Annotated in this window: 29 protein-coding genes; 11 read left to right on the plus strand and 18 right to left on the minus strand. The window is 34.1% G+C overall.

Features of this window, described 5'->3' with window-relative positions:
* Positions 1–100 precede the first annotated feature (100 nt).
* The 5 genes from BM238_RS05160 to BM238_RS05180 all read left to right on the plus strand — a co-directional run bounded on the left by BM238_RS05160 (position 101) and on the right by BM238_RS05180 (position 3762).
* Positions 101–718, plus strand: a complete 618-nt coding sequence (locus BM238_RS05160; RefSeq protein WP_090079151.1) for a pyridoxamine 5'-phosphate oxidase family protein — start codon at positions 101–103, stop codon at positions 716–718.
* A 110-nt stretch (positions 719–828) separates the two neighbouring features.
* Entirely contained in the window at positions 829–1680 is an 852-nt protein-coding gene (locus tag BM238_RS05165; RefSeq protein ID WP_221404924.1) for a helix-turn-helix domain-containing protein, read from the plus strand.
* Between the two features lie 70 nt (positions 1681–1750).
* Positions 1751–2305, plus strand: coding sequence for a DUF417 family protein (locus BM238_RS05170; protein WP_090079153.1), 555 nt, complete (start codon positions 1751–1753; stop codon positions 2303–2305).
* Between the two features lie 104 nt (positions 2306–2409).
* Entirely contained in the window at positions 2410–3231 is an 822-nt protein-coding gene (locus tag BM238_RS05175) for a VOC family protein (RefSeq protein ID WP_090079154.1), read from the plus strand.
* Between the two features lie 51 nt (positions 3232–3282).
* Positions 3283–3762, plus strand: coding sequence for a GNAT family N-acetyltransferase (locus BM238_RS05180; RefSeq protein WP_090079155.1), 480 nt, complete (start codon positions 3283–3285; stop codon positions 3760–3762).
* A gap of 186 nt (positions 3763–3948) precedes the next feature.
* Here the strand turns inward: BM238_RS05180 and BM238_RS05185 are convergent, their stop codons facing one another.
* The gene (locus BM238_RS05185) at positions 3949–4815 is read right to left on the minus strand and encodes a DUF808 domain-containing protein (RefSeq protein ID WP_090079156.1); all 867 of its coding nucleotides are present in this window, start codon (positions 4813–4815) and stop codon (positions 3949–3951) included.
* Positions 4816–5109: 294 nt separating this feature from the next.
* Between BM238_RS05185 and BM238_RS05190 the strand changes: the two genes are divergently transcribed.
* On the plus strand, positions 5110–5403 hold the full coding sequence (locus tag BM238_RS05190) for a putative quinol monooxygenase (RefSeq protein WP_090079157.1): 294 nt from the start codon (positions 5110–5112) through the stop codon (positions 5401–5403).
* 83 nt (positions 5404–5486) lie between these two features.
* On the opposite strand, the gene atpG is transcribed toward BM238_RS05190, so the two are convergent.
* The 8 genes from atpG to BM238_RS05230 all read right to left on the minus strand — a co-directional run bounded on the left by atpG (position 5487) and on the right by BM238_RS05230 (position 11192).
* Complete coding sequence (gene atpG / locus BM238_RS05195) at positions 5487–6347, minus strand: ATP synthase F1 subunit gamma (RefSeq protein ID WP_090079158.1); 861 nt, start codon at positions 6345–6347, stop codon at positions 5487–5489.
* A gap of 85 nt (positions 6348–6432) precedes the next feature.
* Positions 6433–8010: a F0F1 ATP synthase subunit alpha gene (atpA, locus tag BM238_RS05200; RefSeq protein ID WP_090079159.1), complete on the minus strand. Its 1578-nt coding sequence runs from the start codon at positions 8008–8010 to the stop codon at positions 6433–6435.
* Positions 8011–8025: 15 nt separating this feature from the next.
* Positions 8026–8565, minus strand: a complete 540-nt coding sequence (atpH, locus tag BM238_RS05205; protein WP_090079160.1) for an ATP synthase F1 subunit delta — start codon at positions 8563–8565, stop codon at positions 8026–8028.
* 1 nt (position 8566) lies between these two features.
* Positions 8567–9061 carry a F0F1 ATP synthase subunit B gene (atpF, locus tag BM238_RS05210; RefSeq protein WP_090079161.1) on the minus strand — a complete coding sequence of 165 codons (495 nt, stop codon included), beginning with the start codon at positions 9059–9061 and terminating at the stop codon, positions 8567–8569.
* A 98-nt stretch (positions 9062–9159) separates the two neighbouring features.
* The gene (gene atpE, locus BM238_RS05215; protein WP_090079162.1) at positions 9160–9360 is read right to left on the minus strand and encodes an ATP synthase F0 subunit C; all 201 of its coding nucleotides are present in this window, start codon (positions 9358–9360) and stop codon (positions 9160–9162) included.
* Positions 9361–9426: 66 nt separating this feature from the next.
* On the minus strand, positions 9427–10560 hold the full coding sequence (gene atpB, locus BM238_RS05220; protein ID WP_090079163.1) for a F0F1 ATP synthase subunit A: 1134 nt from the start codon (positions 10558–10560) through the stop codon (positions 9427–9429).
* Between the two features lie 63 nt (positions 10561–10623).
* Positions 10624–10989, minus strand: a complete 366-nt coding sequence (locus BM238_RS05225) for a hypothetical protein (protein ID WP_090079164.1) — start codon at positions 10987–10989, stop codon at positions 10624–10626.
* Complete coding sequence (locus BM238_RS05230) at positions 10986–11192, minus strand: AtpZ/AtpI family protein (RefSeq protein WP_090079165.1); 207 nt, start codon at positions 11190–11192, stop codon at positions 10986–10988. Before BM238_RS05230 ends, BM238_RS05225 begins: the two co-directional genes overlap by 4 nt.
* A gap of 317 nt (positions 11193–11509) precedes the next feature.
* On the opposite strand from BM238_RS05230, the gene BM238_RS05235 reads away from it, so the two are divergent.
* The 3 genes from BM238_RS05235 to fdhA all read left to right on the plus strand — a co-directional run bounded on the left by BM238_RS05235 (position 11510) and on the right by fdhA (position 14118).
* Positions 11510–12349 carry a helix-turn-helix domain-containing protein gene (locus tag BM238_RS05235; protein WP_090079166.1) on the plus strand — a complete coding sequence of 280 codons (840 nt, stop codon included), beginning with the start codon at positions 11510–11512 and terminating at the stop codon, positions 12347–12349.
* A gap of 122 nt (positions 12350–12471) precedes the next feature.
* Positions 12472–12870 carry a GlcG/HbpS family heme-binding protein gene (locus tag BM238_RS05240; RefSeq protein ID WP_090079167.1) on the plus strand — a complete coding sequence of 133 codons (399 nt, stop codon included), beginning with the start codon at positions 12472–12474 and terminating at the stop codon, positions 12868–12870.
* 63 nt (positions 12871–12933) lie between these two features.
* A complete protein-coding gene (gene fdhA / locus BM238_RS05245) occupies positions 12934–14118 on the plus strand; it encodes a formaldehyde dehydrogenase, glutathione-independent (protein WP_090079168.1) in 1185 nt (394 codons plus the stop codon).
* A 123-nt stretch (positions 14119–14241) separates the two neighbouring features.
* On the opposite strand, the gene BM238_RS05250 is transcribed toward fdhA, so the two are convergent.
* On the minus strand, positions 14242–16014 hold the full coding sequence (locus BM238_RS05250; RefSeq protein ID WP_090079732.1) for an aminopeptidase P family protein: 1773 nt from the start codon (positions 16012–16014) through the stop codon (positions 14242–14244).
* Between the two features lie 292 nt (positions 16015–16306).
* Here BM238_RS05250 and BM238_RS05255 point away from each other — a divergent pair, with 292 nt between their 5' ends.
* The gene (locus tag BM238_RS05255) at positions 16307–17854 is read left to right on the plus strand and encodes a M20/M25/M40 family metallo-hydrolase (protein ID WP_090079169.1); all 1548 of its coding nucleotides are present in this window, start codon (positions 16307–16309) and stop codon (positions 17852–17854) included.
* A 49-nt stretch (positions 17855–17903) separates the two neighbouring features.
* Here the strand turns inward: BM238_RS05255 and xth are convergent, their stop codons facing one another.
* On the minus strand, positions 17904–18677 hold the full coding sequence (gene xth, locus BM238_RS05260; RefSeq protein WP_090079170.1) for an exodeoxyribonuclease III: 774 nt from the start codon (positions 18675–18677) through the stop codon (positions 17904–17906).
* Between the two features lie 72 nt (positions 18678–18749).
* Positions 18750–19154 carry a hypothetical protein gene (locus tag BM238_RS05265; protein ID WP_090079171.1) on the minus strand — a complete coding sequence of 135 codons (405 nt, stop codon included), beginning with the start codon at positions 19152–19154 and terminating at the stop codon, positions 18750–18752.
* 274 nt (positions 19155–19428) lie between these two features.
* Here BM238_RS05265 and BM238_RS05270 point away from each other — a divergent pair, with 274 nt between their 5' ends.
* Positions 19429–19719: a hypothetical protein gene (locus tag BM238_RS05270; protein WP_090079172.1), complete on the plus strand. Its 291-nt coding sequence runs from the start codon at positions 19429–19431 to the stop codon at positions 19717–19719.
* Positions 19720–19810: 91 nt separating this feature from the next.
* On the opposite strand, the gene BM238_RS05275 is transcribed toward BM238_RS05270, so the two are convergent.
* The 6 genes from BM238_RS05275 to BM238_RS05300 form a co-directional block, all read right to left on the minus strand.
* Positions 19811–20308, minus strand: coding sequence for an SRPBCC family protein (locus BM238_RS05275; protein WP_090079173.1), 498 nt, complete (start codon positions 20306–20308; stop codon positions 19811–19813).
* A gap of 245 nt (positions 20309–20553) precedes the next feature.
* Positions 20554–20868, minus strand: a complete 315-nt coding sequence (locus tag BM238_RS05280; protein WP_090079174.1) for an HPF/RaiA family ribosome-associated protein — start codon at positions 20866–20868, stop codon at positions 20554–20556.
* Positions 20869–20892: 24 nt separating this feature from the next.
* Entirely contained in the window at positions 20893–22347 is a 1455-nt protein-coding gene (locus BM238_RS05285) for a sigma 54-interacting transcriptional regulator (protein ID WP_090079175.1), read from the minus strand.
* Between the two features lie 169 nt (positions 22348–22516).
* Positions 22517–23659 carry a vWA domain-containing protein gene (locus BM238_RS05290; RefSeq protein WP_090079176.1) on the minus strand — a complete coding sequence of 381 codons (1143 nt, stop codon included), beginning with the start codon at positions 23657–23659 and terminating at the stop codon, positions 22517–22519.
* Between the two features lie 225 nt (positions 23660–23884).
* On the minus strand, positions 23885–24973 hold the full coding sequence (locus tag BM238_RS05295; RefSeq protein WP_317040675.1) for an MBL fold metallo-hydrolase: 1089 nt from the start codon (positions 24971–24973) through the stop codon (positions 23885–23887).
* A 96-nt stretch (positions 24974–25069) separates the two neighbouring features.
* Positions 25070–26128 carry a Gfo/Idh/MocA family oxidoreductase gene (locus BM238_RS05300; protein ID WP_090079734.1) on the minus strand — a complete coding sequence of 353 codons (1059 nt, stop codon included), beginning with the start codon at positions 26126–26128 and terminating at the stop codon, positions 25070–25072.
* Positions 26129–26215: the final 87 nt, after the last annotated feature.

Genomic DNA, 26215 nt, shown 5'->3' on the forward strand with positions numbered 1-26215 from the left:
CGGTTTTCGTAATTGTTGCTTTTTCTTAAATTTGAACGAGGTTTTTATAGCTGGAAAATTTGATTTAAAAATAAATCTTTAACGACTTAAATCTCTAAATATGAATTATGCACAATTAGCTTTTACAGATGCTGTTAAAAACTTGCAGGAAAAGCAGGGAAGCAGAAATGGTTATGACAGGATGGAAAAAATGTCGGTTGTTGACGGACTTACAGATAATGAAATTAGTTTTATTCAAGACCGTGACAGTTTTTATATGGCAAGTTTCGGCGAAAATGAATTTCCATACATTCAACATCGCGGCGGACCGAAAGGTTTTGTAAAGGTGATTGATGATAAAACTATTGGCTTCGTAGATTTTGCGGGAAATAAGCAATATATATCTGCAGGAAATATAGTCACAAATAATAATGTGGCGATTATTATGGTGTCCTATCCGCATCGTGCAAGATTAAAACTTTACGCCAAAGCAAAAATTGTAGATCTTGAAAATGATCAAAAATTATATGAACTTCTAAAACCTGAAGACTATCAATTTCGTCCTGAAAGAATGATGGTATTCGAAATTCAGGCCTACGACTGGAATTGTCCGCAATATATTACACTACGTTTTACCAGCGAAGAGATTGAGGAAATCTTGAAACCACAGAAAGAATATATCCTAACTCTCGAAAATAAGGTGAAGATGTTGGAAGAAAAATTGAAAGATCAAAAATAAACAAAGATTAGTTTTATTTAAATTTATTTACCAATAGAAAATTTAGTAAGCAATTTAACTGAACTTTTAATTACTTTTAAAAATCAACAAAGTACCTCTATATGAAAAATATGATCTCAAAATCTGGTGAGTATTTAATTGGAATAGAAGAAAATGTTGATCTTAATTTGACGATTCGCGTTCAGTTTTATGAGTATGCATTTATTCTTATCCATAATGGTGAAGGAATTTACCACGCAGATTTTTCCTCATTTCTTTTTACGGGACCAAAATTATTGTTTGCAACGCCTATGCAAACTATTTTTTTTACTTCTGAGAAAGAAATAAAATATACTCTGTTACGCTTCCATTCAGACTTTTATTGTATTGAAGCGCATCGGGATGAGGTGGCTTGCAACGGACTTTTATTTAATAATATTTATGCTGAGCCTTCAGTTGACCTTTCGAAAAAGCAATTACAAGAATTTTCACAACTGATCAACCAAATTAAGTTTGAGTTTAAAGATGTTGCTTCTTCAGAGATTGTTTTAAAAGCTTACCTGCAGGTATTTTTAGCGAAATGCAGCAGTATCAAGTTAAAAACTTTAGAAATTTTGAATGTCAATACTTTGAAAGATGATAAAATGGAACAGTTCAGGTTGCTGTTAGATAAAAATTTCTTAACGCTGCACAAACCCAATGATTACGCTGAACTTTTATTAATTACCTCAAATACACTCAGCAAAAAATCAATAAAATACTTCGGTAAAACACCTTCTCAGTTAATTCAGGATCGATTGGTTTTAGAGGCTAAAAAATTATTGCACCTTACCACTTTCAGTATCAAGGAAATTGCTTTTCGCCTGCAATTTAATGACGAATATTATTTTAGTCGGTTTTTTAAGAAATGTACCAAATTATCACCACAAACTTTTAGAAAAAAAGGCGGTATTTCTGAAATAGCATATTTGTCCAAGGAATAGTCGTTTTCGTCCATTTTTTCAACGTCATATTCAGCCTAATTTTGCTTCATAATAATTAAAATAAACTATTATGAAAAGCACCTTATATTTTTTAGCAAATTCTCAAAAACAATTTATCAACTTACTTAGAATATCCATTTTCATTGTTATGACATGGATTGGTAGGTTAAAAGCCTTTCAATACGAAGCAGAAGGCATTGTTCCCTTTGTCGCGAACAGTCCGGTTATGAGTTTTTTTTATAACCATCCGGTAGAATATAAAACCCATAAAAACAAAGAAGGTGAAGTAAATCTCACAAATATTCAATGGAATAAAGATAACGGGACTTACACTTTCGCTTTGGTTCTTGGATTTTCTATTATTTTGATTGGATTCCTAACGTTTTTAGGAATTTGGTTTGCAAAAATAGGTCTATTTGGTGCTTTGCTCACTTTTGGAATGTCGCTGGTTACACTTTCTTTTTTAATTACCACCCCGGAAGCTTATGTTCCCAATTTGGGCGGTGCAGATTACGGTTTTCCCTTTCTATCAGGCGCGGGTAGATTGGTTATAAAAGATATTATCATGATGACTGCTGGATTAGTAATTGCATCCGATTCAGCCCGGAAAATTGAAATTAAATGAAAATAACTAACTCTGAATACCTTACAATCTATGCGTTGCAAAAGAAAACGCAATTTAATTATGAAATATTTAAATTAAAATACAAACAATAAAAAATAAAAATCATGAATTCAAAAACATATACAGAGGACGGTTTAAAATCAATTTCCCTCTACAACATTGCTTTTACAGTAGAAAATATAGATGCGTCAATTAAATGGTACAAGGATGTATTGGGTTTCGAACTTAAAAATAAATCTAAATTCAGCTTACCTTCAGGCTCGGCGGATATCGCTATTCTTAAATTGGGAGATTTAAATCTAGAGTTACTTCAAGTTCCAAATAGCAAAAAAATTCCGGAAATGTTTGCTGATGTGCCAATGCACCTAATTCCGATAGGAAATAAAGTAATTGTATTTCAGGTAACTGATCTCAATTTAACAACCCAGCAATTGGAAGAAAAAGAGGTGAAATTTGTGTGGAAGGAGCAATATATAGCAGGTGACAAAATGCTGTGTACCATGATTGAAGACATTGATGGCAATAAAATTAACATATTTCAAACGAATACTATTTTTGAAGATGAAAAAATCGAAAATAATTTAAGTGCAGAAAATATGGCCAAAAAACATTTACAATTATGGAACGAAAAAAATATGGAACTTCGAAGAAATGCTATCGATTTAATATATTCAGATTATATCAAATTTTTAGATCCTCAGATCAACTTTGAGGGAAAAGAAAAATTAAATGATTTTATTACAGATCTTCAATCAAAACATCCAGATCATGCTTTTAGTTTGGTTGGTGAAGTTTTAAATCATCATCATACTATAAAATTTAACTGGGAATTCAAGTCGGAAAAAGATAATTCAAAAATAATGGGTTCAGATATTCTATATCTAAAAAATGGATTAGTTGATAAGATATCCGTATTTATCGAGTAAAATATAATTCAAAATTTGAATTATTTAAGTGAATAAAATAATTATTTTAAAATGTTTGAAATCAAAAAATTTGAAGTCAAAGATCAAAATCAAGTACGGGAATTTGTTTTAAACATACAAAACAATGAATTCAATCTGGGTTTTGAAGCAGCAGAACAACCTGACTTAATTGATATAGAAAAGTTTTACAAAAGTGGAGGTTTTTGGACTGCAAAAATAAATAATACCATCGTCGGAACGATAGGTCTTCAAATTACTAACGAGAAAAATGGAATATTAAGAAAAATGTTTGTTCAAAATGAACTTAGAGGAAAAGAATTTCATTTAGCGCAAAAATTATTTAATACCTTAATTAAATTTGCAAAAAACAAAGAAATTAATACCTTATGGCTTGATACACCAAAAATTGCAACTGCATCTCACAAATTTTACATACGAAATGGATTTGAACAATCTTTTAATGAAAATTTACCAATGGATTATGTTTTCCCCGATCGGAATTCAATGATATACAAACTGTGCGTAAAATAAGATGTAAGATGGATATAAAAAGGAGGTTTTTTTGCTAACATAATCTTGCTAAAAATCTAATTTATTACAAGACAATTATTACAAAAATTTACCAGAAGATTTTTCTCAACAAAAATAAAAATTATCATAGAAAAAATTAGATTTCAAAAACTGAAATCGAAATTGATTTAAGCTAATTCTCTACATTTATTTTTTAAAAATTTTCTTTCCTAATTCTACTACTAAAACAGCAAGACCACCAACAGCAAGACCTAAAATAAGATCTTTGATAGTCGCCGGAACACTTTCTAAAAAGTGATGAAAGATCTCAATATTATGTGAAAAAATACCGCCCGCAACTAATAGCAACGCGATTGTACCAACTATCGCCAAACCTTTAATAACTAAAGGCAAGGCCTGAACCAGGATTTTACCAAATTTACTTTGAAAACTATTTTCCTTTTTGCTTTTTTTAATAAGATAAAAACCAGCTTCATCCATCCTTACTATCAAAGCAACAATTCCATAAACGCCGACTGTTGCTAGAAGTGCGATAGCAGAAACAACCAATATTTGAGTTTGTAAAGGCCTGTCAACGACGGTGCTCATCGCAATAATTACAATTTCTACGGAGAGAATAAAGTCTGTTAGGATTGCAGATTTAACACGAGATTTTTCAAGATTTAAAATATCTTCTTCCGATTCTACCTGATTTATAATATCTTTTTTTGGATGTGCATGCGGAAAAAGCGTTTCGTAAATTTTTTCAGCGCCTTCAAAAGCAAGATAAACTCCGCCAAGAATTAAAATAATATTAATTGCAACAGGAAAAAACGCACTCAACAAAAATGCAACAGGGAAAATTATCAATTTATTGAGAAGCGACCCTTTTGTGATTGCCCACAAAACAGGTAATTCTCTCGTAGAAGCAAAACCCGAAGCTTTTTCGGCATTTACAGCGAGATCATCGCCCAAAATACCGGCCGTTTTTTTTGCCGCGATTTTGCTCATCGCTGCAACATCATCCAGTAAAACTGCTATATCATCTAAAACTGCGAAAAAACCTGAAGCCATAAAATTGCTGTATATTTTTCAAATATAATTTAAAAAAAATTAATATAAAATCTAAAATGCAAAAATTACCTTTAAGAAATTAAAACAGAAAAAATGTCAAAATTAGGGTTCAAAAATTTATTACTAATAAAATTTCTTTGAAGAAATTAATTTAAATGTTTTAAAATCCGGTAGCAGAAAAGCTCAACATGATGAATTGATTTTTTCTATATTAAAAAAAATTATTGCTTTCGGAAATAACTAACTTTACAAAACGATCATCGTAAAAAATAATTTTAAATCAATCAATTAATTATGGAAAAATTTGCAATTTTAGTAAGAGTCGAGGCTAAAACCGGAAAAGAAGCAGAAGTGCTTGATTTTTTAAAATCGGCATTGCCTCTAGCGGAAAACGAGCCAGATACAGTTCGTTGGTATGCTTTACAATTAGGTCCGTCAACTTTCGGAATATTCGACACGTTCCCAACGGAAGAAGGACGTACCGCACATCTCAATGGACCAATTGCAGCTGCTTTAATGGCAAACGCATCGGAACTACTATCAAGTGATCCGATTATTGAAATGGTAGATTTGTTGGCAGTTAAATAATTTGTAAAAATCATCAATAGTAAGATGAAAAAAAGCATTGAAAAATTATTCAATGCTTTTTTTATATTTAAATGAGAAATCTTTTACGAATCCTTCAATGCTTCTGCTCCAGAAACAATTTCTAAAATTTCATTTGTAATTGCTGCCTGACGCGCTTTGTTATAAAATATTTTAAGATCGTTTCTCAATGCTTCTGCGTTGTCAGTTGCTTTATGCATGGCTGTCATTCTTGCGCCGTGCTCAGAAGCTACAGAATCTAAAATTGCTTTATAAACTTGTGTTTTAATGGATTTTGGTATTAAAACATCAAGGATCTCTTTTGCATTTGGTTCAAAAACGTAATCTGTACTGGATGCTGAAACGTTGCTTTCCGGCATTGCAATTGGTAAAACCTGCTCTGTGTGAACTTCCTGCGTTGCAGCGTTGATAAATTTATTATAAACAATATATACTTTATCAAAATTCCCCAACGAAAATTCATTCATTACCGACTTGGTAAATTTTGAAACTACCTCAAATGTTAAGGAATCAAAAACGCTGCTTTGGTTATCAAAAACTTTTCTGGTTTTATGAACCGCGTCATGTACTTTTTTACCAACTGTTAAAATCTCAACTTCATGATTTTCATTTGAAATTCTTGTGTTGAGTTCTTTGATAACAGAAGAATTAAAAGCACCAGCCAAACCTCTGTTTGACGTCACGGTGATATATAAAACTTTTTTTACAGGTCTCTGAGTTGCGTATGGCGAAATATTGTCAGGATCCGGATTAGAATTTACATTCTCAATCAATTCCTGCAGCTTTTCGGAATACGGTCTAAGCATCACGATCGCATCCTGTGCTTTCTTCAATTTTGCAGCAGAAACCATTTTCATGGCGCTTGTGATCTGCATCGTAGAAGAGATGGAGGAAATTCTCGCGCGTATTTCTTTTAAATTTGCCATTTTTAATTTAGTTGTTGGTTGTCGGTTGTTGGTTGTTAGTTCTGGAAAAATCCATCAACTATCAACCAAAAACCATCAACTAATTTTAGTTATACTTTGAAGCTAATTCTGCAGCCGCTTGTTTTAAAACGCTGGTAATTGAATCATCAATTTTCCCCGCTTTAATTGCAGCCATAGTTTCAGGATGTTTGCTTCTTAAAAAGTCAATATATTCTACCTGAAATTCTTTTACTTTTCTAATAGGAATAGATCTCAAAAGATTTTCCGTTCCTGCATAGATCATTGCAACCTGGCTATCAACTGGTAATGGAGAATTTACGGGTTGTTTTAACAATTCCACATTTCTCTCACCTTTCGAAATTACAGCCATTGTCGCAGCATCTAGATCTGAACCAAATTTTGCAAACGCCTCTAATTCTTTATATTGCGCCTGGTCTAATTTTAAAGTTCCTGATACTTTTTTCATTGATTTAATTTGAGCATTTCCACCCACACGTGATACCGAAATACCTACGTTAATTGCCGGACGAACACCTGAATTAAATAAATCTGTTTCCAGGAAAATCTGTCCGTCAGTAATTGAAATTACATTCGTAGGAATATAGGCCGAAACGTCACCTGCTTGTGTTTCAATAATTGGAAGTGCTGTTAATGAACCACCACCTTTTATAATTGGTTTCAAAGATTCTGGTAAATCGTTCATTTGTGCTGCGATCGTGTCATCAGCAATTACTTTTGCTGCTCTTTCCAAAAGTCTGGAATGTAAATAAAATACATCTCCTGGATAAGCCTCACGTCCCGGTGGTCTTCTTAATAATAAAGATAATTCACGGTAAGCAACTGCTTGTTTAGATAAATCATCGTAAATAATTAATGCTGGACGACCAGTGTCACGGAAATATTCACCGATTGCAGCACCCGCCATTGGCGCGTAAACCTGCATTGGTGTTGGATCTGAAGCGTTTGCAGCAACTACAGTTGTGTAAGCCATCGCGCCTTTATCCGTTAATGTTTTTACGATCTGTGCAACAGTTGAACCTTTTTGTCCAATCGCTACATAAATACAATATACTGGCTGACCTGCGTCATAAAATTCTTTTTGGTTAAGAATCGTATCAATCGCAACCACAGTTTTACCTGTTTGACGGTCACCAATGATCAACTCTCTTTGTCCACGACCCACAGGAATCATGGAATCAATCGCAACAATACCCGTTTGAAGTGGTTCTGTTACCGGCTGACGAAAAATAACACCAGGTGCTTTTCTCTCTAATGGCATTTCATAAGTTGTCCCTTCAATAGGTCCTTTTCCATCGATAGGATTTCCAAGTGTGTCAACAACTCTTCCAAGCATTCCTTCACCAACATTGATGGAAGAAATTCTCTCAGTTCTTCTTACAGTATCACCTTCTTTGATCAATCTGGATTCGCCCAAAAGTGCAACACCCACATTATCTTCTTCAAGATTTAATACGATCCCTTCTACACCACTTTCAAATTTTACCAATTCTCCGTACTGTACATTTTCTAAACCGTAAACTCTGGCAATACCATCACCAATTGTTAACACAGTTCCTACTTCTTCTACATTAGATTGCGTATCAAAATTAGCTAACTGCTGTTTTAAAATTGCTGAAACTTCAGCTGGATTTATTTCTGCCATTTTATGCTTATTTTCTTAATTTAATTGAAATTCTTTTTTTAATTGGGTCAATTTACTTTTCACAGACGCATCAATTTGCTGGTCTCCTACTCTCAAAATATAACCGCCCAAAATATTTGGATTAATGTTGGTCTGCAAATCAAATTTTTGAGAAGCATTAACCAAATCAGTTGACTTTAAAATCGCTTCTACATTTTCCTTTGAAAGCTGAGTTGCTGAAGTTAAAGAAACGCGCTGCACACCTTGTAAAGTTTCCACTTTGTTAATGTATTCCTGCGCTATTTGCTGCATATTTTTTTCTCTACCCTGTTTAATAATTAAACTGATAAAGTTTTTTGCAGTTGTTGAAAAGTTTTTAAAAATCTCGCCGGCGATCGCAATTTTCTTTTTGCTGTCCAAGATTGGCGTGGCAAGAAAACTGTGTAATTCTTTGGAAGAATTTAAAATATTAACCAAATCCTTCATCTCCCCGAAAAGCTCGGTTGTAGAATTAGAATCCGTGGAAAACTCTAATAAACCCTGCGCGTATCTTTTTGCTACTTTAGAAGTTCGCATTTTAGTTTAAATTTTTTGTAAGATAATCATTAACCAAAGTATTTTGGGCCTCAGAATTATCTAATTTTTGTTTTAAAATAGATTCAGCAATATTTACTGATAAAGCACCTATCTGATTTTTAATTTCAGCCATTGCAGCCGTTTTTTCCGACTGGATAGATTGTCTTGCGCTTGCGATCATTTTATCACCTTCAACTTTTGCTAAATCTTTAGCTTCACCTACGATACGATCTTTTATATCTCTGGCTTCCTTTAAAATAGTATCACGTTCCACTTTCGCAGCACGGATAATATTTTCATTCTCAGCAGCTAAATTTTCAACTTCTTGTCTGGCTAATTTTGCCTGATTTAAAGAATCAACAATCGTTATTTCTCTTTCATTAACAGCATTCATAATTGGTTTCCAAGCTAATCTGTGTAATATGAAAAGCAGGATCAAAAAGATTACTGTCTGAATGATGAATAAACCTGAAGAAAAATTTTCTAATAATCCCATAAGATTTTATAATAAAATTATTTTTTTTAACTTAATTTTTTAAAAAACTACCTGTCGTGACCAACCGTCGCCGGCAGGTAGTATTTTTTGAGAACTTCCTAGTTTACTGCAAATAAAGCAGCAAAAGCAACTCCTTCTACAAGAGCCGCAGCGATCAACATCGCAGTTTGAAGTTTACCAGCTTGTTCTGGTTGTCTAGCCATACCTTCTAAAGCAGCTGCACCGATTTTTCCGATACCGATACCTGTTCCGATAACTACTAAACCTGCACCGATAATTTTTGGCATTGATTCGTTCATAATATAAATTTTAAAAAATTAGTTTCTGTTAAATTATGGATTTTAAAAATCCTTTTTTTTCCTTAATTAATGCGCCATTCCCTCTTCACCTTCGTGACCGTGCTCTTCATTTGCCATTCCGAAATAAACTGCGGAAAGCATTGTAAAAATGTAAGCCTGCAAAAATGCCACTAAAATTTCCAGTAAATAAATAACAAATGTTAAAAGTGGAAAAGCAACACCTGCAATGATATTTTGAAAGTAAAAAATTAAAGCAATTAAACTCATTACAACAATATGTCCCGCGCTCATATTAGCAAAAAGACGTATCAAAAGTGCAAATGGTTTAATAAAAACCCCAATAATCTCAATTGGCATCATTACTATTTTCATTGGCCATGGCAAACCTGGCATCCAGAAAATATGTTTCCAGTAATTTCCGTTAGCTGTAAATTGAGTTATGATAAAAGTAAGCAATGCTAAGGCAAATGTGATGGCGATATTACCTGTAACATTAATACCGAAAGGCATCAGACCAAAAACATTTAAAAATAAAATAAAGAAAAATACAGTCAATAAATAACTCATGTATTTTTGATATTTAATACCAATATTTGGTTTTGCGATCTCATCACGTACAAAGATAACCAAAGGTTCAAAGATTTTACCAACGCCAGTAGGAACTGGTGATTTCTTGTAATTTCTAGCCATTGAACCGAAAATTAAAATCAATAATAAACCTGTGATCAGGATCATCATTACACTTTTTGTGATAGAAAGATCAAGAACTTTTTCGTTTTCTGCGTGACCTTCTTTGTTTAAAGTTAAAGTTCCGGCAGCGTCCGTTTTGTAAATTTTTTCGTGGGAAAGTTTGTAAAAACCGCCTTTACTTGCTACAACTTCTTCGCCATGGTTAAATTCCGAACTCATGAAAGAATGGAAACCGTTTGCTTTGTCGTAAAAAATAATTGGCAAAGGAAAACCAACATGGTGCTCAGTTCCGTCCGCATTTTTCACCGCCATAATATCGAAACTGTGTCCGTCTAGAAGGTGATGATCGATGTATTCTTTATTCTCAACTTTAATTTTTTCTTTCGCAGATGTTGGTCCGGTTGCTTCAGATAAATCTGTTACAATCGCTTTACCTGCATTCTCCTGCTGTGCAAAAGAGCTTGAAAATATCGAGAAAAAACCCAGAATCAGTATTAATCTTTTCAGCATTCCTATATCTTGTTTTAAGTTTTGCAAAAATATAACAATTTTTTAGAATATAAAAGCGAAGAATTACTGATTTTTTTCATCTTTGATCAATTGAACGGCGTACAAAGTTTCTAGAAGCAGAGACATTAAATAAGGCAAAATAAAGTTGAGTTTATAGTTTGGAACTTCCACAATATTAAGTTTCTTTTTTATGATCATGATCATCATTAATTTAACCATAATTAAACCGATAAAAACAAAACCCAAATGATCTGGATAAATCTTTTTAAATAAAGATAAAATCGTGATTACCATCATAAAAATGATCGTTAAAAAAAGATAATATTTAAAAAACACAACTTCAAAATCAAGCTTTAAATAAGTCCAGATCCCAAAATGCATAAAAAACATCAAAAAATAAAGGAAAACATATATCGTGGTTTTTTTCATTTTTTATCTTTTTCTTCTTTGTATTTTAATAATCTCAATGTGTTGTAAAGTGCTAAAGCCAGACCTAAAAATCCAATTCCAACGGTCATTAAATTTGTTTGCATTTCAAAATGTTTTGTCAGCCAGTTTCCGCCCCAAAAAGCCAAACCAATTGTTGCCAGCATTTGGAAAACAACCGTGGAATAAAAGCCGTAATCTTTCATAAAAATTAAAATTTTAAATAAAAAATTACAAAAACTGCACTTTTATTTTTGCAAAAATAGATAATTTTTAGCTTTTTGCAATTTGAGAATCAGAGAGAAAAATCATTTAAAATAAAACAAAGAATTCAATTCCTGAGTTTCATTTTTAAAATGCGCCATTTACTTAACTATAAAATCTTCGAATTATAAATTGCTTTTATTTAAAAAAAATTAATTTTATACAAGACAATATATTTTTAAGTAAAAGTCATTTTGATAATTTTATCTATATTTGAAATTAATGAATTTCCTTCAAATATAATATTTTTGACTAATTAATGCCGATCGCAAACATACCGGAATCTTATTTAAAAATTGGTCAGGAATCGCCTGAGCTGTTGGTTTATGATTTTAAAATGACCAGCGATGTTGTGAACAGCAAGGTCAATCTAAGTATGAATATGTTCAGTTTTTTGCAAATTGGTAAAAAACAGGTTCACTTCGCGGGAACTTCGGTTGCTGTTAATAAAAACCAATCTTTATTATTAAAAAAAGGCAACTGGCTTTGGACAGAATTGCTGGATCAGGAAACAATTTATTACTGCAAACTTCTATTTTTTTCGGAAAAAATCCTTCGTGATTTTCTACACAAACACAATATTCAGGAGCATGAAAGTGAAAATGAAATTCCGTATTTTATCATTAAAAACGACCGTTACATTAAAAATTATTTAAAGTCACTTTCTACTTTAAGTGAGACTTCTACCCCATTTCTAAACAATCTTTTGCAGGTAAAATTTGAAGAATTGATGCTTTACCTTTTACAGAATTATGATGAAAATTTCGAAAAATACCTCTATTCATTAATTAGCAACGAGATTTCTTCATTCAAGAAAATTATTGAGAGCAAAGTATATTCTAATTTAAAACTGGAAGAAATTGCCTTTTTATGCAATATGAGTTTATCAACTTTTAAACGTCATTTTATAAAAGAATACGAAATTTCCCCCGGAAAATGGTTGCAGGATAAAAGATTGCAAAAAGCAAAAGAATTACTGGAAAACGGAAGTTTTAAACCCGCTGAAATCTATTTTGACAGCGGTTACAACAATTTTTCCAATTTTAGTATTGCCTTTAAAAACAAATTTGGTGTCAGTCCAAAAGAGGTTTATAAATAATTCAACTTCACAATATTTGAACTTTTTTCATAACTTTTTGAACTTTTTTGGTGAGTTTAAATTATGGTACTATTATTAGCTTTACCTAAATAATTTATTTAATAATTTAAAACCAAAAAAGTATGAACATTACATTAGCACAAGCTGAAAAATTGATTTCAGCAGCAAAGGAAAAAGCAGCAGCAATCGACACAAAAATGAACATTGCAGTTGTGGATGGTGGTGCAAATTTAGTAGCCTTCGCACGTATGGATGGTGCATGGTTAGGCTCATTAGACATTTCCATCAAGAAAGCTAAAACTGCAAGATTCTTTGATATGAACACCGGTGATTTAGGTCAGGCTTCTCAACCTGGTGGTCCTTTATTTAATATCGAGCATTCAAATCTAGGATTAATTACATTTCCTGGTGGAATTCCAATTAAGAATGCAGAAGGTGAAGTAATTGGCGCAATCGGCGTGAGCGGAAGTTCTGTTGAAAACGATCATACTGTTGCAGAAGCAGGTGTATCAGCACTTTAAAAAAGGTCATAAAAAAGCTTGAAATACAAGCTTAAAGAATTTTAATTTAAAAATTTTAAACAAATGGCAACAAACAGAGCAATTGTATATATAAAACCCGGCGTGGTAGAAGTTCAGGATATCAGTTATCCAAAACTGGCGTTGGGCGATAGAAAATGTAACCATGGTGTAATTTTAAAAGTAGTTTCAACTAATATTTGTGGGAGCGATCAACACATGGTAAGAGGCAGAACAACCGCACCTTCCGGATTGGTTTTGGGTCACGAAATTACAGGTTTGGTAATAGAAAAAGGCAGTGATGTAGAATTTATGCAGATCGGTGATCTGGTTTCAGTTCCTTTTAATATCGCTTGCGGAAGATGCAGAAACTGCAAAGAACAACAAACCGGAATTTGCTTAAATGTAAATGATTCCCGTCCCGGCGCAGCTTACGGCTACGTTGATATGGGCGGATGGATCGGTGGACAATCTGAATATGTGATGGTTCCTTACGCCGATTTTAATTTATTGAAATTACCAAACAAGGATGCGGCGATGGAAAAGATCCGAGATCTTACTTTATTATCAGATATACTTCCAACAGGTTACCATGGCGCTGTAACGGCGGGTGTAAAACCTGGCGCAACGGTTTATGTAGCCGGAGCCGGACCGGTTGGTTTAGCTTGTGCAGCTTCCTGCCATCTTTTAGGTGCTGCGGTTGTAATCGTTGGCGATATGATCCCGGAAAGATTGGAACAGGCTAGAAGTTTTGGTTGTGAAACGGTTGATCTTCGAAAAGATGCAAGTTTAGCAGATCAGATCGAGCAAATTTTGGGTATTCCAGAAGTAGATTATACAATCGACTGTGTGGGTTTTGAAGCAAAAGGACATGGTGCTGACGCAGAAGAACAACCTGCAACTGTTTTAAATGACGCTATGAATATTACCAGAGCTGGTGGAGGAATCGGAATTCCGGGACTTTACGTTACGGGTGATCCGGGCGCGAAAACTGAAGCTGCAAAAGAAGGAAGTTTAAGTGTAAGATTTGGAATGGGTTGGGCAAAATCCCACCATTTTCACACAGGACAATGTCCGGTAATGACTTACAACAGAAATTTAATGCACGCGATTATGAATGATAAAATTAAAATTGCTGATGCCGTAAACGTTCAGGTAATTTCTCTGGATGAAGGTCCAAAAGGTTACGCTGATTTTGATAAAGGCGCAGCGAAGAAATTTGTGATCAATCCGCACGGAATGGCTTACTAATTTTTCTTTAATATTTAAAGTCCAGTTTTTCATTAAACCGGACTTTTTTATTACTTTAAATACCAGATTTGCATCAATTAATCTTAAAATAAAAGTGCGAATTTCTCAATCCGCACTTTTTAATTATAAAGGTTTTACCTGTTCTAAAAACCAGGTTTTAATTTCACCTTCAAGATCATTTTCCAGTTTTTCTTTACACCAAATGTGGTAATTATTCAGCCAGTCTTTTTCCGGTTGCGTCAAAAGATCTAAGTTTAAAACCTTTCTGTCGAACGGACAGACCGTTAAAGTTTCAAAGTCATAAAATGTTCCGTAATCTGTAGTTTCCAGTTCGCGGACGGCGATCAGATTTTCGTGGCGGATTCCATAATGGTAATCATAATAGAAGCCTGGTTCATTAGACAAAACCATTCCCGGAATCAACTGCTGCATATTCATATCTTTTCGGATATTTTGCGGACCTTCATGAACATTCATAAAACTTCCCACGCCGTGACCCGTTCCGTGGTTGTAATCTTTTCCTTCTTTCCAAAGCGCCATTCTCGCAAAAGCATCCAACTGAACACCGCGCGTTCCTTTCGGAAATTTCACCATAGAAAGTTGAATTAAACCTTTTAAAGCCAAAGTACAATCAGTTTTAAATTCTTCAGAAGCCGTTCCCAAAGCAAAAGTTCTTGTAATATCTGTCGTTCCTTCTAGATATTGTCCGCCGGAATCTACTAAAATGGTGTCTGCATTTGTTACTTCTTTACTGCCTTCATTTTTCGCGGAATAATGCATGATTGCACCATTCTCCCCGTAACCAACAATACTTCCAAAACTTTCCCCCACGAAATTTTTTCCTTCAGCACGAAAACCACGTAATTTTTCACCAATAGAGTATTCTGTTAAACTTTCATTTCCTGCAGTATGAGTCAGCCAATAAAGAAATTTTACCATCGCAACGCCGTCTCTTTGCATAACGGTTCTAAAACCTTCCAGTTCGGTCTCATTTTTAATGGCTTTCATTAAATTTCCCGGAACCGGCGCTTTTATGAAGGTATTATTTTCCTTTAAAGCCTCAAAAATAGATTGATTGCTATTTGGTGAAACTAAAACTTTTTCATTTTTAATGGTTTTCAATTCCTCATAAAACATTTCATAAGGCATCATTTTCACCCACGCATCGTCCATTTGTTTTCGGGAATCAATATCTAATTTTTCAAGATCAACAAAAAGTTTTGCATCGTTTTTTGTTAAAATTAAATATGCCAAAAAAACCGGATTCGACTGCACATCGCTTCCACGCAAATTCAATGTCCAGGCAACATCGTCCAAACTTGAAATAATATGAACCGACGCGTCCATTTCTTCCATTTTATTTCGGATGTCCACAAATTTATCCATCACAGATTTTCCCGCTCTTTCTACCGGATGGGCAAAAATTGGATTTTTCACAGAGTTAAAATTTCTATCCGTCCAGACATCTTTTAACAAAGGAAAATCAACCACTTTTCTATTGTTAGCCTCAAGTTTTTCCTTTAATAATTCCCAGTTGGCGTGAGAAGTAGCAATTGCATTCACTGCAACCGTTCCATTTTCTGGAATTTCAGAAATGATCCAGTCAATATAATTTGGCGTGCCGTCCATTCCATCTTTAAAAAGGTCGATTCCAGAATCTTTCAATTCAATCGGCGCCTGCACAAAATACCGTCCGTCCGTCCAAAGTCCTGCATTTTCTTTCGTAATAACCACAAAACCTGCCGAACCTGTAAATCCCGACAGCCACGACCTTTCCTGCCATTCTTTCGGCAAATATTCACTCATGTGCGGATCTGCGGAATAAACGATAAAGGCGTCAATATTATTTTCAGCCATTTTTGTGCGCAATTGTGCGACTTTTTCTCTGGAAGTCATATTTTTAATTTTGATAGGTAAATTTACAAAATTCAAACTGAAGTAAGGAGCAACAAGAGCCTGCATTTTCCGAAAATCAGTCCCGCTGTCCACTATATCTTTTTTGGCGCTTGCTTCGCTCGCGCCAAAAAAGGATGCCGTTCCCATCGGGGCTAAAAAGAAGATTTTTTTTTCGTTCGAAATGAAGAAAAAAATTTTAAAATCTGAAAATTGAGTTGTTGCCTTCCAATTGTAAAGAAAAAAATTCAAAAAAAATTAATATCTTAACCGAAACATAACTTAATTTTTAAACATGAATTTTTATTTAAAAGTAAGCTTTCTTTCTGCCGCACTTTCCAGCGGTTTTATATTTTCTCAAACCAAAGATGAAGTCATAAAAAACATCATGAAAGAAAGCTTTGATAATTCTCAATTAGAAAACCTCGCATTTTCGCTCACTGACAGCATCGGACCAAGATTAGTCGGCAGTCCAAAAATGCAGATGGCAAACAACTGGGCAGTTTCCAAATTTAGTAAATGGGGAATTGAAGCAAAAAATGAACAATGGGGAACCTGGAAATCCTGGGATCGCGGTACCTCTTCTGTAGAAATGGTTTATCCTTATATTAAATCTTTAGAAGGAATGCAATTGGCGTGGAGTCCGGCCACAAAAAAAGACGGCATCACCGCTGAAGTTATCATGATGCCGGAATTTGCTACAAAGGCAGATTTTGAAAAATGGTTACCATCCGTAAAAGGCAAACTAGTAATGGTTTCTCAATACCAATGGACCGGCCGCCCGGAAGCCAACTGGAAAGAATTTGCCACACCTGAATTATTTGAAAAATACCAAAAACAAAGTGATGCAGCCAATGAAAAGTGGAATAAATCTTTACAAACAATCGGTCTAACATGGAGAACTTTAAACAAACCTTTCGACAAAGCCGGCGCCGCAGGAATAATCTGGTCCAACTGGTCTAAAGGCTTCGGTGTGAATAAAGTTTTTATGGCAGGAACGGAAAAAATTCCCGCAGTAGATATTTCTCTCGAAGCTTATGGTCAGTTATACAGATTTATTAAGCACGGTATTACGCCAAAATTAAAAATTATAGCCAACTCAAAAGATCTGGGAATGGCGCCAACTTTTAACACGATCGCAACCATAAAAGGAACTGAAAAACCCGATGAATACGTCATTCTTTCTGCTCACTTTGATTCCTGGGACGGCGGAACAGGCGCCACAGACAACGGAACTGGAACGATCACAATGATGGAAGCCGCAAGAATTTTAAAAAAATATTATCCAAACCCAAAAAGAACCATCGTTATTGGACTTTGGGGAAGTGAAGAACAGGGTTTAAATGGTTCACGCGCTTACGTTTCCGATCATAAAGATCAATTGCCAAAAATTCAGGCAGTTTTTAATCAGGATAACGGAACCGGAAGGGTTGTAAATATCGGCGGACAGGGATTTGTGAATTCTTATAATTACATCGGCAAATGGCTTTCTGCAGTTCCAAAAAGTATCACAAAAGAAATTAAAACCGATTTTCCCGGTTATCCCGGCGGAGGCGGTTCCGATCACGCTTCTTTTGTGGAAGCGGGCGTTCCGGCGTTTAGTTTAAGTTCAAACAGTTGGGATTATGGCCGTTATACATGGCACACAACGAGAGATACTTACGATAAAATTGTTTTTGATGAAGTAAAAAATAATGTGGCTTTAACGGCAATTTTGGCTTACATGGCAAGCGAAGATCCGGAAAAAACTTCCGCCGAAAGAATTGTGATGCCAATAAATTCGCAAACCGGAAAACCTGCAGAATGGCCTTCAATTCAGGAACCGATAAGAAAAGGGGAATAAATATAATTTAAATAAAAGTAAAAAGAGCAGAAATAAATCTGCTCTTTTTTTACAGATCAATTTCTATCCAAACCGGCACGTGATCGCTGGATTTTTCCCAACCTCTCACCTCTTTATCAATGCCGAAAGTTTTTAAATTTTCTTCCAGATTTTCACTCAAAAGAAAGTGATCGATCCGCATTCCGGCGTTTCTCTCAAAGGCTTTACGAAAATAATCGTAAAAAGTATAAAGTTCTGCTTCCGGTTTTAAAAAACGCAAAGCATCTGTAAATCCAAGCGAAATTAAATTTGAAAACTCTTCCCGAACTCTTGGCAGAAAAAGCGCGTCTTTTTCATATTTTACAGGTTTATAAACATCTTTTTCTGTCGGAATAATATTAAAATCACCGCAAATAATGATCTTTTTTCCAGAAGAAATCAAAACTTCTGCTTGCGCCTGAAAATGTTCCAGCCAGTTTAATTTGTACTCATATTTTTCGCCCGGCGTAGGATTTCCGTTTGGGACATAAATACAGCACAAAATAAAATCATCTGTTTCAACTTCCAAATACCGGCTTTGCTTATCGGAATCATTTCCCGGTAAAGTGCGTCGGCGCTCTTTTAATTTAATATTTTTGCTTAAAATTGCCACACCATTCCAACTTTTTTGCCCGACCCAAATGGCTTCATAACCAGCAGCATTTATGTCTTCCAACGGAAATTTTTCCTGTGGCGCTTTTAATTCCTGCAGAAAAACAAGATCGGGTTTTGATTCTTCCAACCATTTAAGTAAAACCGGCAATCTGCCGTTTATTCCGTTCACATTATAAGTCGCAATTTTCATTTTTTTTATTTAGAAATCTAATTTAAACAAATAAGTTTTGAAATTGACATTCTGAAGTCGTTTAAACAGATTTTATTTTACGGCGGTCATAGGTTCTTCGGGAAATGCTGAAGATCTTTCCACACAATCATCCTTTATCATTGCAAGCGACAATTTATTATCATTTAATTGGAAACGGTAAACGCCTACAGCTTTTGCGTCACAAGGACTTCCACCAGAGATTTTCTGAAATGCGATGGTATCTTTATCAATTTTATAACTCATTTTTTCTGTAAGCTCTTCATCAGAATTTGAATTTATTACAAAACCTTCAGCAAACTTAAGATTTACCGTGTCCTTACCGAATTCCAGCACGCTTTCTATCGGTGTTGGAACCATAAAAGTACCCTTCCATACAGTATTTTCGAGCTGTGCAGATAAAGTATTGAAGCCTAAAAATAAGAATAAAAGAAGAAGAAATGTTTTTGTAGTTTTCATTTTTTTAATTTAATGATTACGTTATAAATTATTATATTTTATGCGAAATTAAATAAAAACTAAATGTAAATATTAATTTTTAACTATAAATATTACTAATCTTTAACTTTAAAAATTAACAGTTTAGTAGTTAAGAATAAAAAATTTTAAAGTCAATAATTTGTTAATATCTTTATCACACATTTAAATCAAAGATTTAAAATTTAGATTAGCTAAGAACGAATTCCATCGCTTCAACTGTTTTAAATAAAGTAATAATTTTTAAAATAAAAAAATGATTAATACACCAAAATATACAGTTGATTTTTTGAAAAATGCCCACCAGCATATCTCATCAAATAAAAAAGAAATTCTGGATGGCAATTTATGTGGTTGTATGGTTTGTCTCGCCACTTTTGCACCGGCAGAAATTCCTGAATTTGTTTTAGAACCCAACTTAAAAACAGAAACAGCCGTATGCCCAAAATGTCAAATGGACTGCGTTTTAAGTTCGGAATTTCCTGTTGATGATCCGCAGTTTTTAGAAGAAATGCATCAATATTACATTACTAACAAACAGTATTAAATAAATATTTCCCTGAAATTTAAGATTATTTTTTAGATTTTTTTTAAGAATAAATTTTCCGATTTTCTATTTGGATAATTTGAGGATTACTCTATTTTAAAGTTTCCAAAAGTTCATCAAGGTAATTTAAAGTCATGGTAAAACCGCCTTGAAATCCCATTTCTATTTGCTGTTCCATTCTTTCCAAAGACTCGTTATAGATCTCAATATTCACTTTTGTATTTCCGTTTTCTTCGGTAAAATTAAATTCCCAATCTGAGCCTGGTAAATCTGGATTTTGATCTTTATCCGCAAATGCATTATGCATTTTAAAATTGCTTTTAGGCGTGATCAATTTATAAGTTTGCAAAGACCAGTGTTCCGCCCCTTCCGGACTGACCATGGCGTAAAATCTTTTTCCACCTTCTTTGAAATCCATAATTTTTGAAACAGATTTCCAGGGTTTTGGCGCCCACCATTTATCTAAAATTTCTTTTTTGGTGAAAGCGTACCAAACCAAAGGCAATTCGGCAGCGAATTCTTTGGTAATGGAAACAGTTTTTGTGGTTTTATCAACAATAAAATCGAAAGGTAATTTGGTTGCGCTCATTTTTTAACATTTTTGGCTCAAAATTTTTATTAGAATTTCTGATCACTAAATTCTTCACTTCAAAAATAGCAAAAATCTACAACCTAGCCCGGATGGCAGCGGCATCCTTTTTATCCCGATGACAATCGGGAGAAAAAGATATAGCGAACAGCCGGCAGAGTTTTCGGACTATGCGAAATTTGTCCTGCTCATAAAAAAAAAGAAGGCTAAAATTAACCTTCTTCTATAATATTTTTTGTTGATGTTTAATGATCACTCAATCGCCCCATCGTGCTGTCAAGTGATTTTTTCAATTTATTTGAAGCATCTTTCACCGCTTTTTTCACCGTGTCTTCATGACTTGTTACTACGAAAGGCTGCATTCCTTTTAAGCGCGCTTCCATCACGCATTTTTTATCTCTTTCAGAAAATTTTTCGCCATTTTCATCACTGATCTTTACTTCAATTCTCGTTAAATGTTCATTAAATCTTTCAAAATCATCCTGAATTTCTGACTTATAATAAGCGATCATTTCCTCGCTACTTTCTACGTTGTGATCGGTATTTATTAAAATTTCCATATTTATTTAATTTATATTATAATGTTAGTTTTTGTAATATTGACCAATTCCTGCGGCGTCAAATTTTGAGGAATTTTGACTATCTGCTTTATCTAATTTTTTACTGATCGTCAAAGCCCAAAGAATTAATTCTTTGCAAAAATTTTGGTCTTCTTTGCTAAAATCAGTTGCATATTCGCTAATGATTTCCGTTAAAGGTTTTACTGTTTTTAAACTTGCAAAAAATTCCTCATCTGTGTCTGTGAAATTAAGTTCCAGTTCGTTTTTCTCAAACCATTGAATTAAGTCGGTGTAAGCATTTTTCTTTCCTTCTTTTTCTAATTTTGAAATCCGTGGGAATATTTTTTCAAACTCATTCATCACGGCTTTATCAATTAATATTTTAGCCACAAAATCTGCGCCTTCCTGTTCGCCTTCATAAACTAACTCAATTTTTCCTGTGATAGAAGGAATTATTGAAATAAAATCTACCAAACGAACAGTCGTTTTTTCGGAATTAGATTCTATCAAACGTAATTTTGCAGCAGCCATTAAATTTTCCATCGCGGAAATTGTCAATCTTGCACTCACGCCACTTTTCTCATCCACATATTCACTTTCTCTCGCTGCAAACGCCACTTCTTCCAGTAAATCTTTGGCTAAAGTTGGAACTGAAATTTGCGCTTTATCTTCTACTGAAATTTTCGCTTCTTGTTCGGTAATTTGTTTTGCTAACTCAATCGTTTTTGGATAATGCGTGAAAATCTGAGAGCCAATTCTGTCTTTCAACGGTGTTACTATACTTCCTCTATTAGTATAATCTTCAGGATTTGCGGTAAACACAAACTGAATATCCAAAGGCATTCTCAACTGAAAACCACGAATTTGAATATCACCTTCCTGTAAAATATTAAACAAAGAAACCTGAATTCTTGCTTGAAGATCTGGCAATTCGTTTAAAACAAAAATACAACGGTTGGCACGCGGAATCATACCGTAATGCAAAACACGTTCATCTGAATAAGGTAATTTTAAAGTCGCCGCTTTTATCGGATCAATGTCACCAATTAAATCGGAAACATTTACGTCTGGTGTTGCTAATTTTTCAAAAAACCGGTCCGAACGGTGAACCCAGGAAATTGGTGTTTCATCACCTTTTTCTTCAATTAAATCTCTGGCAAATTTCGAAATAGGCTGAAAAGGACTGTCGTTAATTTCAGAACCTTTTACAATCGGCATATATTCGTCTAAAAGACTCACCATACTTCTCGCAATTCTGGTTTTCGCTTGTCCACGAAGTCCTAACAAATTAATGTGGTGTCCGGCTAAAATTGCTTTTTTCAATTGCGGAACAACGGTGTCTTCATAACCCCAAAGTCCTTCAAAAACTGGCTCTTTTGCTTTTATCTTTTTAATTAAATTCGCCTGAATTTCTTGATTAATGGTTTTATCGGTATAACCTGATTTTTTTAAATCTTTAAATGTAGTATCTTGTTTCATATCTTATTTTCTCTATTTCTTTTATTTTGAACGATGAGTTCGCAAAGTTTTTTAATTGTAATGAATATTTAGAGACACGCAGAGGCGTTTCACTTAGCAAAATTACTTATCTTGAGTTGCAAGTTTTTTTTAATCTTGGCTCTTGACTCTTTTATCTTGACTCTTTTATCTAAATTCTCTTTATTCTATTTTTTTCGTAATCTTCAAAAATCATCTCACCTAAACCAGAAAGTCCCGTGAGAAAGGCTTTGCCATTATTTTGAGCGGTAAATGCTTCCACAAATTTCTTTAGATAAGGATCTTGCGCAATCATAAACGTGGTAATTGGGATTTTTAATTTTCTGGCCTGTGCGGCTTTTGTCAAACATTGATCCACGATATATTGATCTAAACCGTTGCTATTCATGTAAAATTCACCGGAAGGTAATTTTAGGCAACTTGGTTTTCCGTCGGTGATCATGAAAATCTGCTTATTGGTATTTCGTTTTCTGCGCAAAATATCCATTGCCAATTCCAAACCGGCAACCGTGTTTGTGTGGTAAGGTCCGACTTTTAAATAAGGTAGATCTTTGATTTTTATCGGCCAGGCTTCATCTCCAAAAACGATAATGTCAATGGAATCTTTCGGATATTTTCGGTGAATTAATTCTACCAAAGCCATCGCGACTTTCTTTGCGGGTGTAATTCTGTCTTCCCCGTACAAGATCATTGAATGACTAATGTCAATCATCAAAACCGTACTCATTTGCGCTTTATGCTTGGTTTCCTCAACAATTAAATCGTCTTCTGTCAAACGCAGATCTGAAATTCCGTTGTTGATCTGGGCATTTTTTAAACTTTCTGTCATGTTTAAAGTCGCCATGTCGTCACCATATTGGAAATTTCTGGTTTCACCGTCACGATCATCACCTACACCTATTTTCTTGGTGTTGTGATTTCCGACGCCGCTTTTTTTAAGTTTACCAAAAATTTGATCTAAAGCGTATTCTCGTAGAGCATTTTCAAGTTTTGCCGTTAAAACATTTTTGCCTTTTCCTGTGCCGGTATTTCCGTCTTCGGGATCAATCTCTTCTTTAATGTAACCGCGTTTTTTAAGATCTTCCTCGAAATCCTCAAGTGAATATTCATCAGTGAAAATATCATATTCTTTGTCCAGCATTTCCAGCCATTCAAAGGCTTCTTCAATATCGCCGGAAGTGTGCGTGAGCAAATCTTTAAAAACATCAAAGACCCGCTCAAAATGAGAAACTTCTCCGGGAACGTGTTTTTTAAAAGTAAAACCCTTCCCAAAATTATAATTAATATCCTTCATGTATTCTTTCTTCTAATTTAGTAATGTAATTTACGAAATAGTTTCACCAAAATCCTGAGTGAAACTTATAAATTAAAGTTAAATTATTTTTTAGGACATTCTAAGTCCTTTAAAATAACACTAACGAAGGTATAAAAATTTAATGCCGAAAATCTTACTAATTAATAGAAAATAGTAATGATTTGTATTTCATTTTGCTGAACTGATCTTATAATGAATTATTTTTTATTCATAATCTTCCCACCACTTTTCATACACTTTTTCATCATCTTCCCAATTCACTTTCTCCCCGATTTTTGGAATTATTAAACGTAGCTTTTCTATTTCATTAAATTGAGTAATTTGTTCCAAAGGCTCTTTCCAGGTATGAACGGATAATGCAAATTTTGAGTTGTGGACGGCGATCGTACGTTTTGCTTTAAGATTTTTTGCTGCCAGAAAAAACTCATTTGGCAAAAGATGAATGTATTTCCAGGCTTCATTATATTGTCCGTTTTCTAAAATTGCTAAATCAAAACCGCCATATTTTTCACCGATTTTTTCAAAATGGGTGTCAAACCCTGAGTCTCCGCCGATATAAATTTTTTGATTTGGGGTTTCAAAAACAAAACTTGCCCAAATCGCCTGATTTCTTTTTAAAGTTCTACCAGAAAAATGTCTCGCCGTTTCGCAATAAACCTTAAAACCGTTTCCAAGATCAAAATTTTCGCCCCAGTCAAGTTCCATAATTATTTTGAGATCGTATTTCCAGTATTCTAAATGTTCACCAGTTCCCAAACCTGTAATGATTTGCTTCACTTTTGGGCGAAGTTTAGTAACGGTTTTATAATCCAAATGATCCCAATGATCGTGAGTAATAATTAAATAATCCAATTCCGGAATATCTTCTGCGGCATATAAATCGCTTCCCGCAAAGGCTTTTGTGGTAAAACTAACCGGCGACGCGTTTCCGCTAAAAACTGGATCGACAAGGATTTTTTTACTGTCAATTTGTAGAAAATAAGAAGAATGTCCCATCCAGACGTAAACATTTTCTGCTGGATTTAAGTTTTTGAGATCTGTTTTGCTAAAATTAAATGCTTTTGAAGGCTTTAGGTTTAGTTTTTTACCAAAGAAAAAATTAAACATCACTTTCGGCACAGACACATCTTCCGCAAATTGTGGTGTAAAACTTAAATTGTTAAATCCCCCGTTCTTGTAATTTGGTGATTTTTTCATTCTTTCTAAACGTTCGCCAGAAGGTGCTTTTCCGAAAGTTGGTTGTTGGAGGAAAATGTAGATTGAAGCAATCAATATTGCGAGGATAATGGACATTGCTAGCATAATTTTTTAAAAAATATTTGCAAATTTAATTGAATTTTGAATCAGTTTGTAATAATTTTCAACGGATTGCTTCGTTCCTCGCAATGACTAATTCAAATAAACCACCTTTTCTTCTGTCGCACTTTCTAAAACCGCATCAATAATTTTCATATTTTGAATGACTTCAGTTCCTGGTGAAGGCAGTTTTAAATTGGAAACAAAGTGGTCATAAATTTCCTGGTAATAATCCATATAATTTCCTGCTTCGCTGGAAGTCAATTGTCTTTCCCATTCAGAATTTTCTTTTTGATAATTGAGAATACCGTCTGGTTTTTCTAAATTTTTTGTCCAGTTTTCATTTAATTTTGGAATAATTCCTGAAACTACTTCCGATTCTTGCGTGTCGGTTCTTTCCTGTAAAAAACTGCCTTTTTCACCTTGAAGGATAAATTCGTTATGCGTTTCTTTGGCAAAAACCGAGGCTTTCAAACGAACGCGCAAATCATTTTCATAATAGAGAATAATTTCAAAATAATCATTGGCAAAAGCAGAACCTTTCATCGCAAAAACATCGGCAAAAAGTTTTTCTGGAAAGCCAAAAAGATGGACAGCCTGATCTATTAAATGCGAACCTAAATCGTGTAATGCGCCAGAACCGGGCAAATCGGGATTTTCTTTGTGTGCTTTTTCACTCGCTTCTATTCTAAAACGATCATAGCTTATTTCTGCTTCTTTTATATTTCCTAATTTTCCTCCGTCTAAAATTTTCTTAAACTGTAGATAATCACGGTCAAAGCGGCGGTTTTGGTAAACACTCAGGAACAGATTTTTTTCTTTTGCCAAATTCACTAACATTTCAGATTCTCGAACATTGACAGTAAAAGGTTTTTCGACGATCACATTTTTTCCGGCTTCCAAAGCCATTTTTACATATTCGAAATGAGTTTGAATTGGGGAATTAACAACTACTAAATCAATATCTGCGTTTTCCAACATATCGCTGACAGATCTGTAAATCGTTGCTTCAGGATATTTTTCTTTGGATTCTTCGCGGTTTCTTTCTACGATTGCTGCTAATAAAAATCCGGGATGTTCTTTTATAAAAGGTGCATGAAAAACTTTCCCACTCATTCCGAAGGCGCAAAGCCCAACTTTTATAATCTGCATAATTTTTATTTTTAACAAATATAATGAAAATGGAATTTCACGCGAAGGCGCAAAGGGAACTCACGCAAAGGGCGCAAAGGAATACAC

Origin of the sequence: Halpernia frigidisoli, from assembly GCF_900113805.1 — a bacterium.
Lineage (GTDB): Bacteria > Bacteroidota > Bacteroidia > Flavobacteriales > Weeksellaceae > Halpernia > Halpernia frigidisoli.

Excerpts from the sequence above, each read along its gene's own strand:
- BM238_RS05275 (WP_090079173.1), bottom strand. The coding sequence starts at position 20,308 with ATGAGCGCAACCAAATTACCTTTCGATTTTATTGTTGATAAAACCACA.
- BM238_RS05295 (WP_317040675.1), bottom strand. The coding sequence starts at position 24,973 with ATGTCCATTATCCTCGCAATATTGATTGCTTCAATCTACATTTTCCTC.
- BM238_RS05180 (WP_090079155.1), top strand. The coding sequence starts at position 3,283 with ATGTTTGAAATCAAAAAATTTGAAGTCAAAGATCAAAATCAAGTACGG.
- BM238_RS05250 (WP_090079732.1), bottom strand. The coding sequence starts at position 16,014 with ATGACTTCCAGAGAAAAAGTCGCACAATTGCGCACAAAAATGGCTGAA.
- BM238_RS05170 (WP_090079153.1), top strand. The coding sequence starts at position 1,751 with ATGAAAAGCACCTTATATTTTTTAGCAAATTCTCAAAAACAATTTATC.
- xth (WP_090079170.1), bottom strand. The coding sequence starts at position 18,677 with ATGAAAATTGCGACTTATAATGTGAACGGAATAAACGGCAGATTGCCG.
- atpH (WP_090079160.1), bottom strand. The coding sequence starts at position 8,565 with ATGCGAACTTCTAAAGTAGCAAAAAGATACGCGCAGGGTTTATTAGAG.
- BM238_RS05255 (WP_090079169.1), top strand. The coding sequence starts at position 16,307 with ATGAATTTTTATTTAAAAGTAAGCTTTCTTTCTGCCGCACTTTCCAGC.
- atpF (WP_090079161.1), bottom strand. The coding sequence starts at position 9,061 with ATGGGATTATTAGAAAATTTTTCTTCAGGTTTATTCATCATTCAGACA.
- BM238_RS05160 (WP_090079151.1), top strand. The coding sequence starts at position 101 with ATGAATTATGCACAATTAGCTTTTACAGATGCTGTTAAAAACTTGCAG.
- BM238_RS05300 (WP_090079734.1), bottom strand. The coding sequence starts at position 26,128 with ATGCAGATTATAAAAGTTGGGCTTTGCGCCTTCGGAATGAGTGGGAAA.
- BM238_RS05175 (WP_090079154.1), top strand. The coding sequence starts at position 2,410 with ATGAATTCAAAAACATATACAGAGGACGGTTTAAAATCAATTTCCCTC.
- BM238_RS05270 (WP_090079172.1), top strand. The coding sequence starts at position 19,429 with ATGATTAATACACCAAAATATACAGTTGATTTTTTGAAAAATGCCCAC.
- BM238_RS05190 (WP_090079157.1), top strand. The coding sequence starts at position 5,110 with ATGGAAAAATTTGCAATTTTAGTAAGAGTCGAGGCTAAAACCGGAAAA.
- BM238_RS05285 (WP_090079175.1), bottom strand. The coding sequence starts at position 22,347 with ATGAAACAAGATACTACATTTAAAGATTTAAAAAAATCAGGTTATACC.
- BM238_RS05165 (WP_221404924.1), top strand. The coding sequence starts at position 829 with ATGATCTCAAAATCTGGTGAGTATTTAATTGGAATAGAAGAAAATGTT.
- atpA (WP_090079159.1), bottom strand. The coding sequence starts at position 8,010 with ATGGCAGAAATAAATCCAGCTGAAGTTTCAGCAATTTTAAAACAGCAG.
- atpB (WP_090079163.1), bottom strand. The coding sequence starts at position 10,560 with ATGCTGAAAAGATTAATACTGATTCTGGGTTTTTTCTCGATATTTTCA.
- BM238_RS05290 (WP_090079176.1), bottom strand. The coding sequence starts at position 23,659 with ATGAAGGATATTAATTATAATTTTGGGAAGGGTTTTACTTTTAAAAAA.
- atpE (WP_090079162.1), bottom strand. The coding sequence starts at position 9,360 with ATGAACGAATCAATGCCAAAAATTATCGGTGCAGGTTTAGTAGTTATC.
- atpG (WP_090079158.1), bottom strand. The coding sequence starts at position 6,347 with ATGGCAAATTTAAAAGAAATACGCGCGAGAATTTCCTCCATCTCTTCT.
- BM238_RS05265 (WP_090079171.1), bottom strand. The coding sequence starts at position 19,154 with ATGAAAACTACAAAAACATTTCTTCTTCTTTTATTCTTATTTTTAGGC.
- BM238_RS05185 (WP_090079156.1), bottom strand. The coding sequence starts at position 4,815 with ATGGCTTCAGGTTTTTTCGCAGTTTTAGATGATATAGCAGTTTTACTG.
- BM238_RS05225 (WP_090079164.1), bottom strand. The coding sequence starts at position 10,989 with ATGAAAAAAACCACGATATATGTTTTCCTTTATTTTTTGATGTTTTTT.
- BM238_RS05235 (WP_090079166.1), top strand. The coding sequence starts at position 11,510 with ATGCCGATCGCAAACATACCGGAATCTTATTTAAAAATTGGTCAGGAA.
- BM238_RS05230 (WP_090079165.1), bottom strand. The coding sequence starts at position 11,192 with ATGAAAGATTACGGCTTTTATTCCACGGTTGTTTTCCAAATGCTGGCA.
- fdhA (WP_090079168.1), top strand. The coding sequence starts at position 12,934 with ATGGCAACAAACAGAGCAATTGTATATATAAAACCCGGCGTGGTAGAA.
- BM238_RS05240 (WP_090079167.1), top strand. The coding sequence starts at position 12,472 with ATGAACATTACATTAGCACAAGCTGAAAAATTGATTTCAGCAGCAAAG.
- BM238_RS05280 (WP_090079174.1), bottom strand. The coding sequence starts at position 20,868 with ATGGAAATTTTAATAAATACCGATCACAACGTAGAAAGTAGCGAGGAA.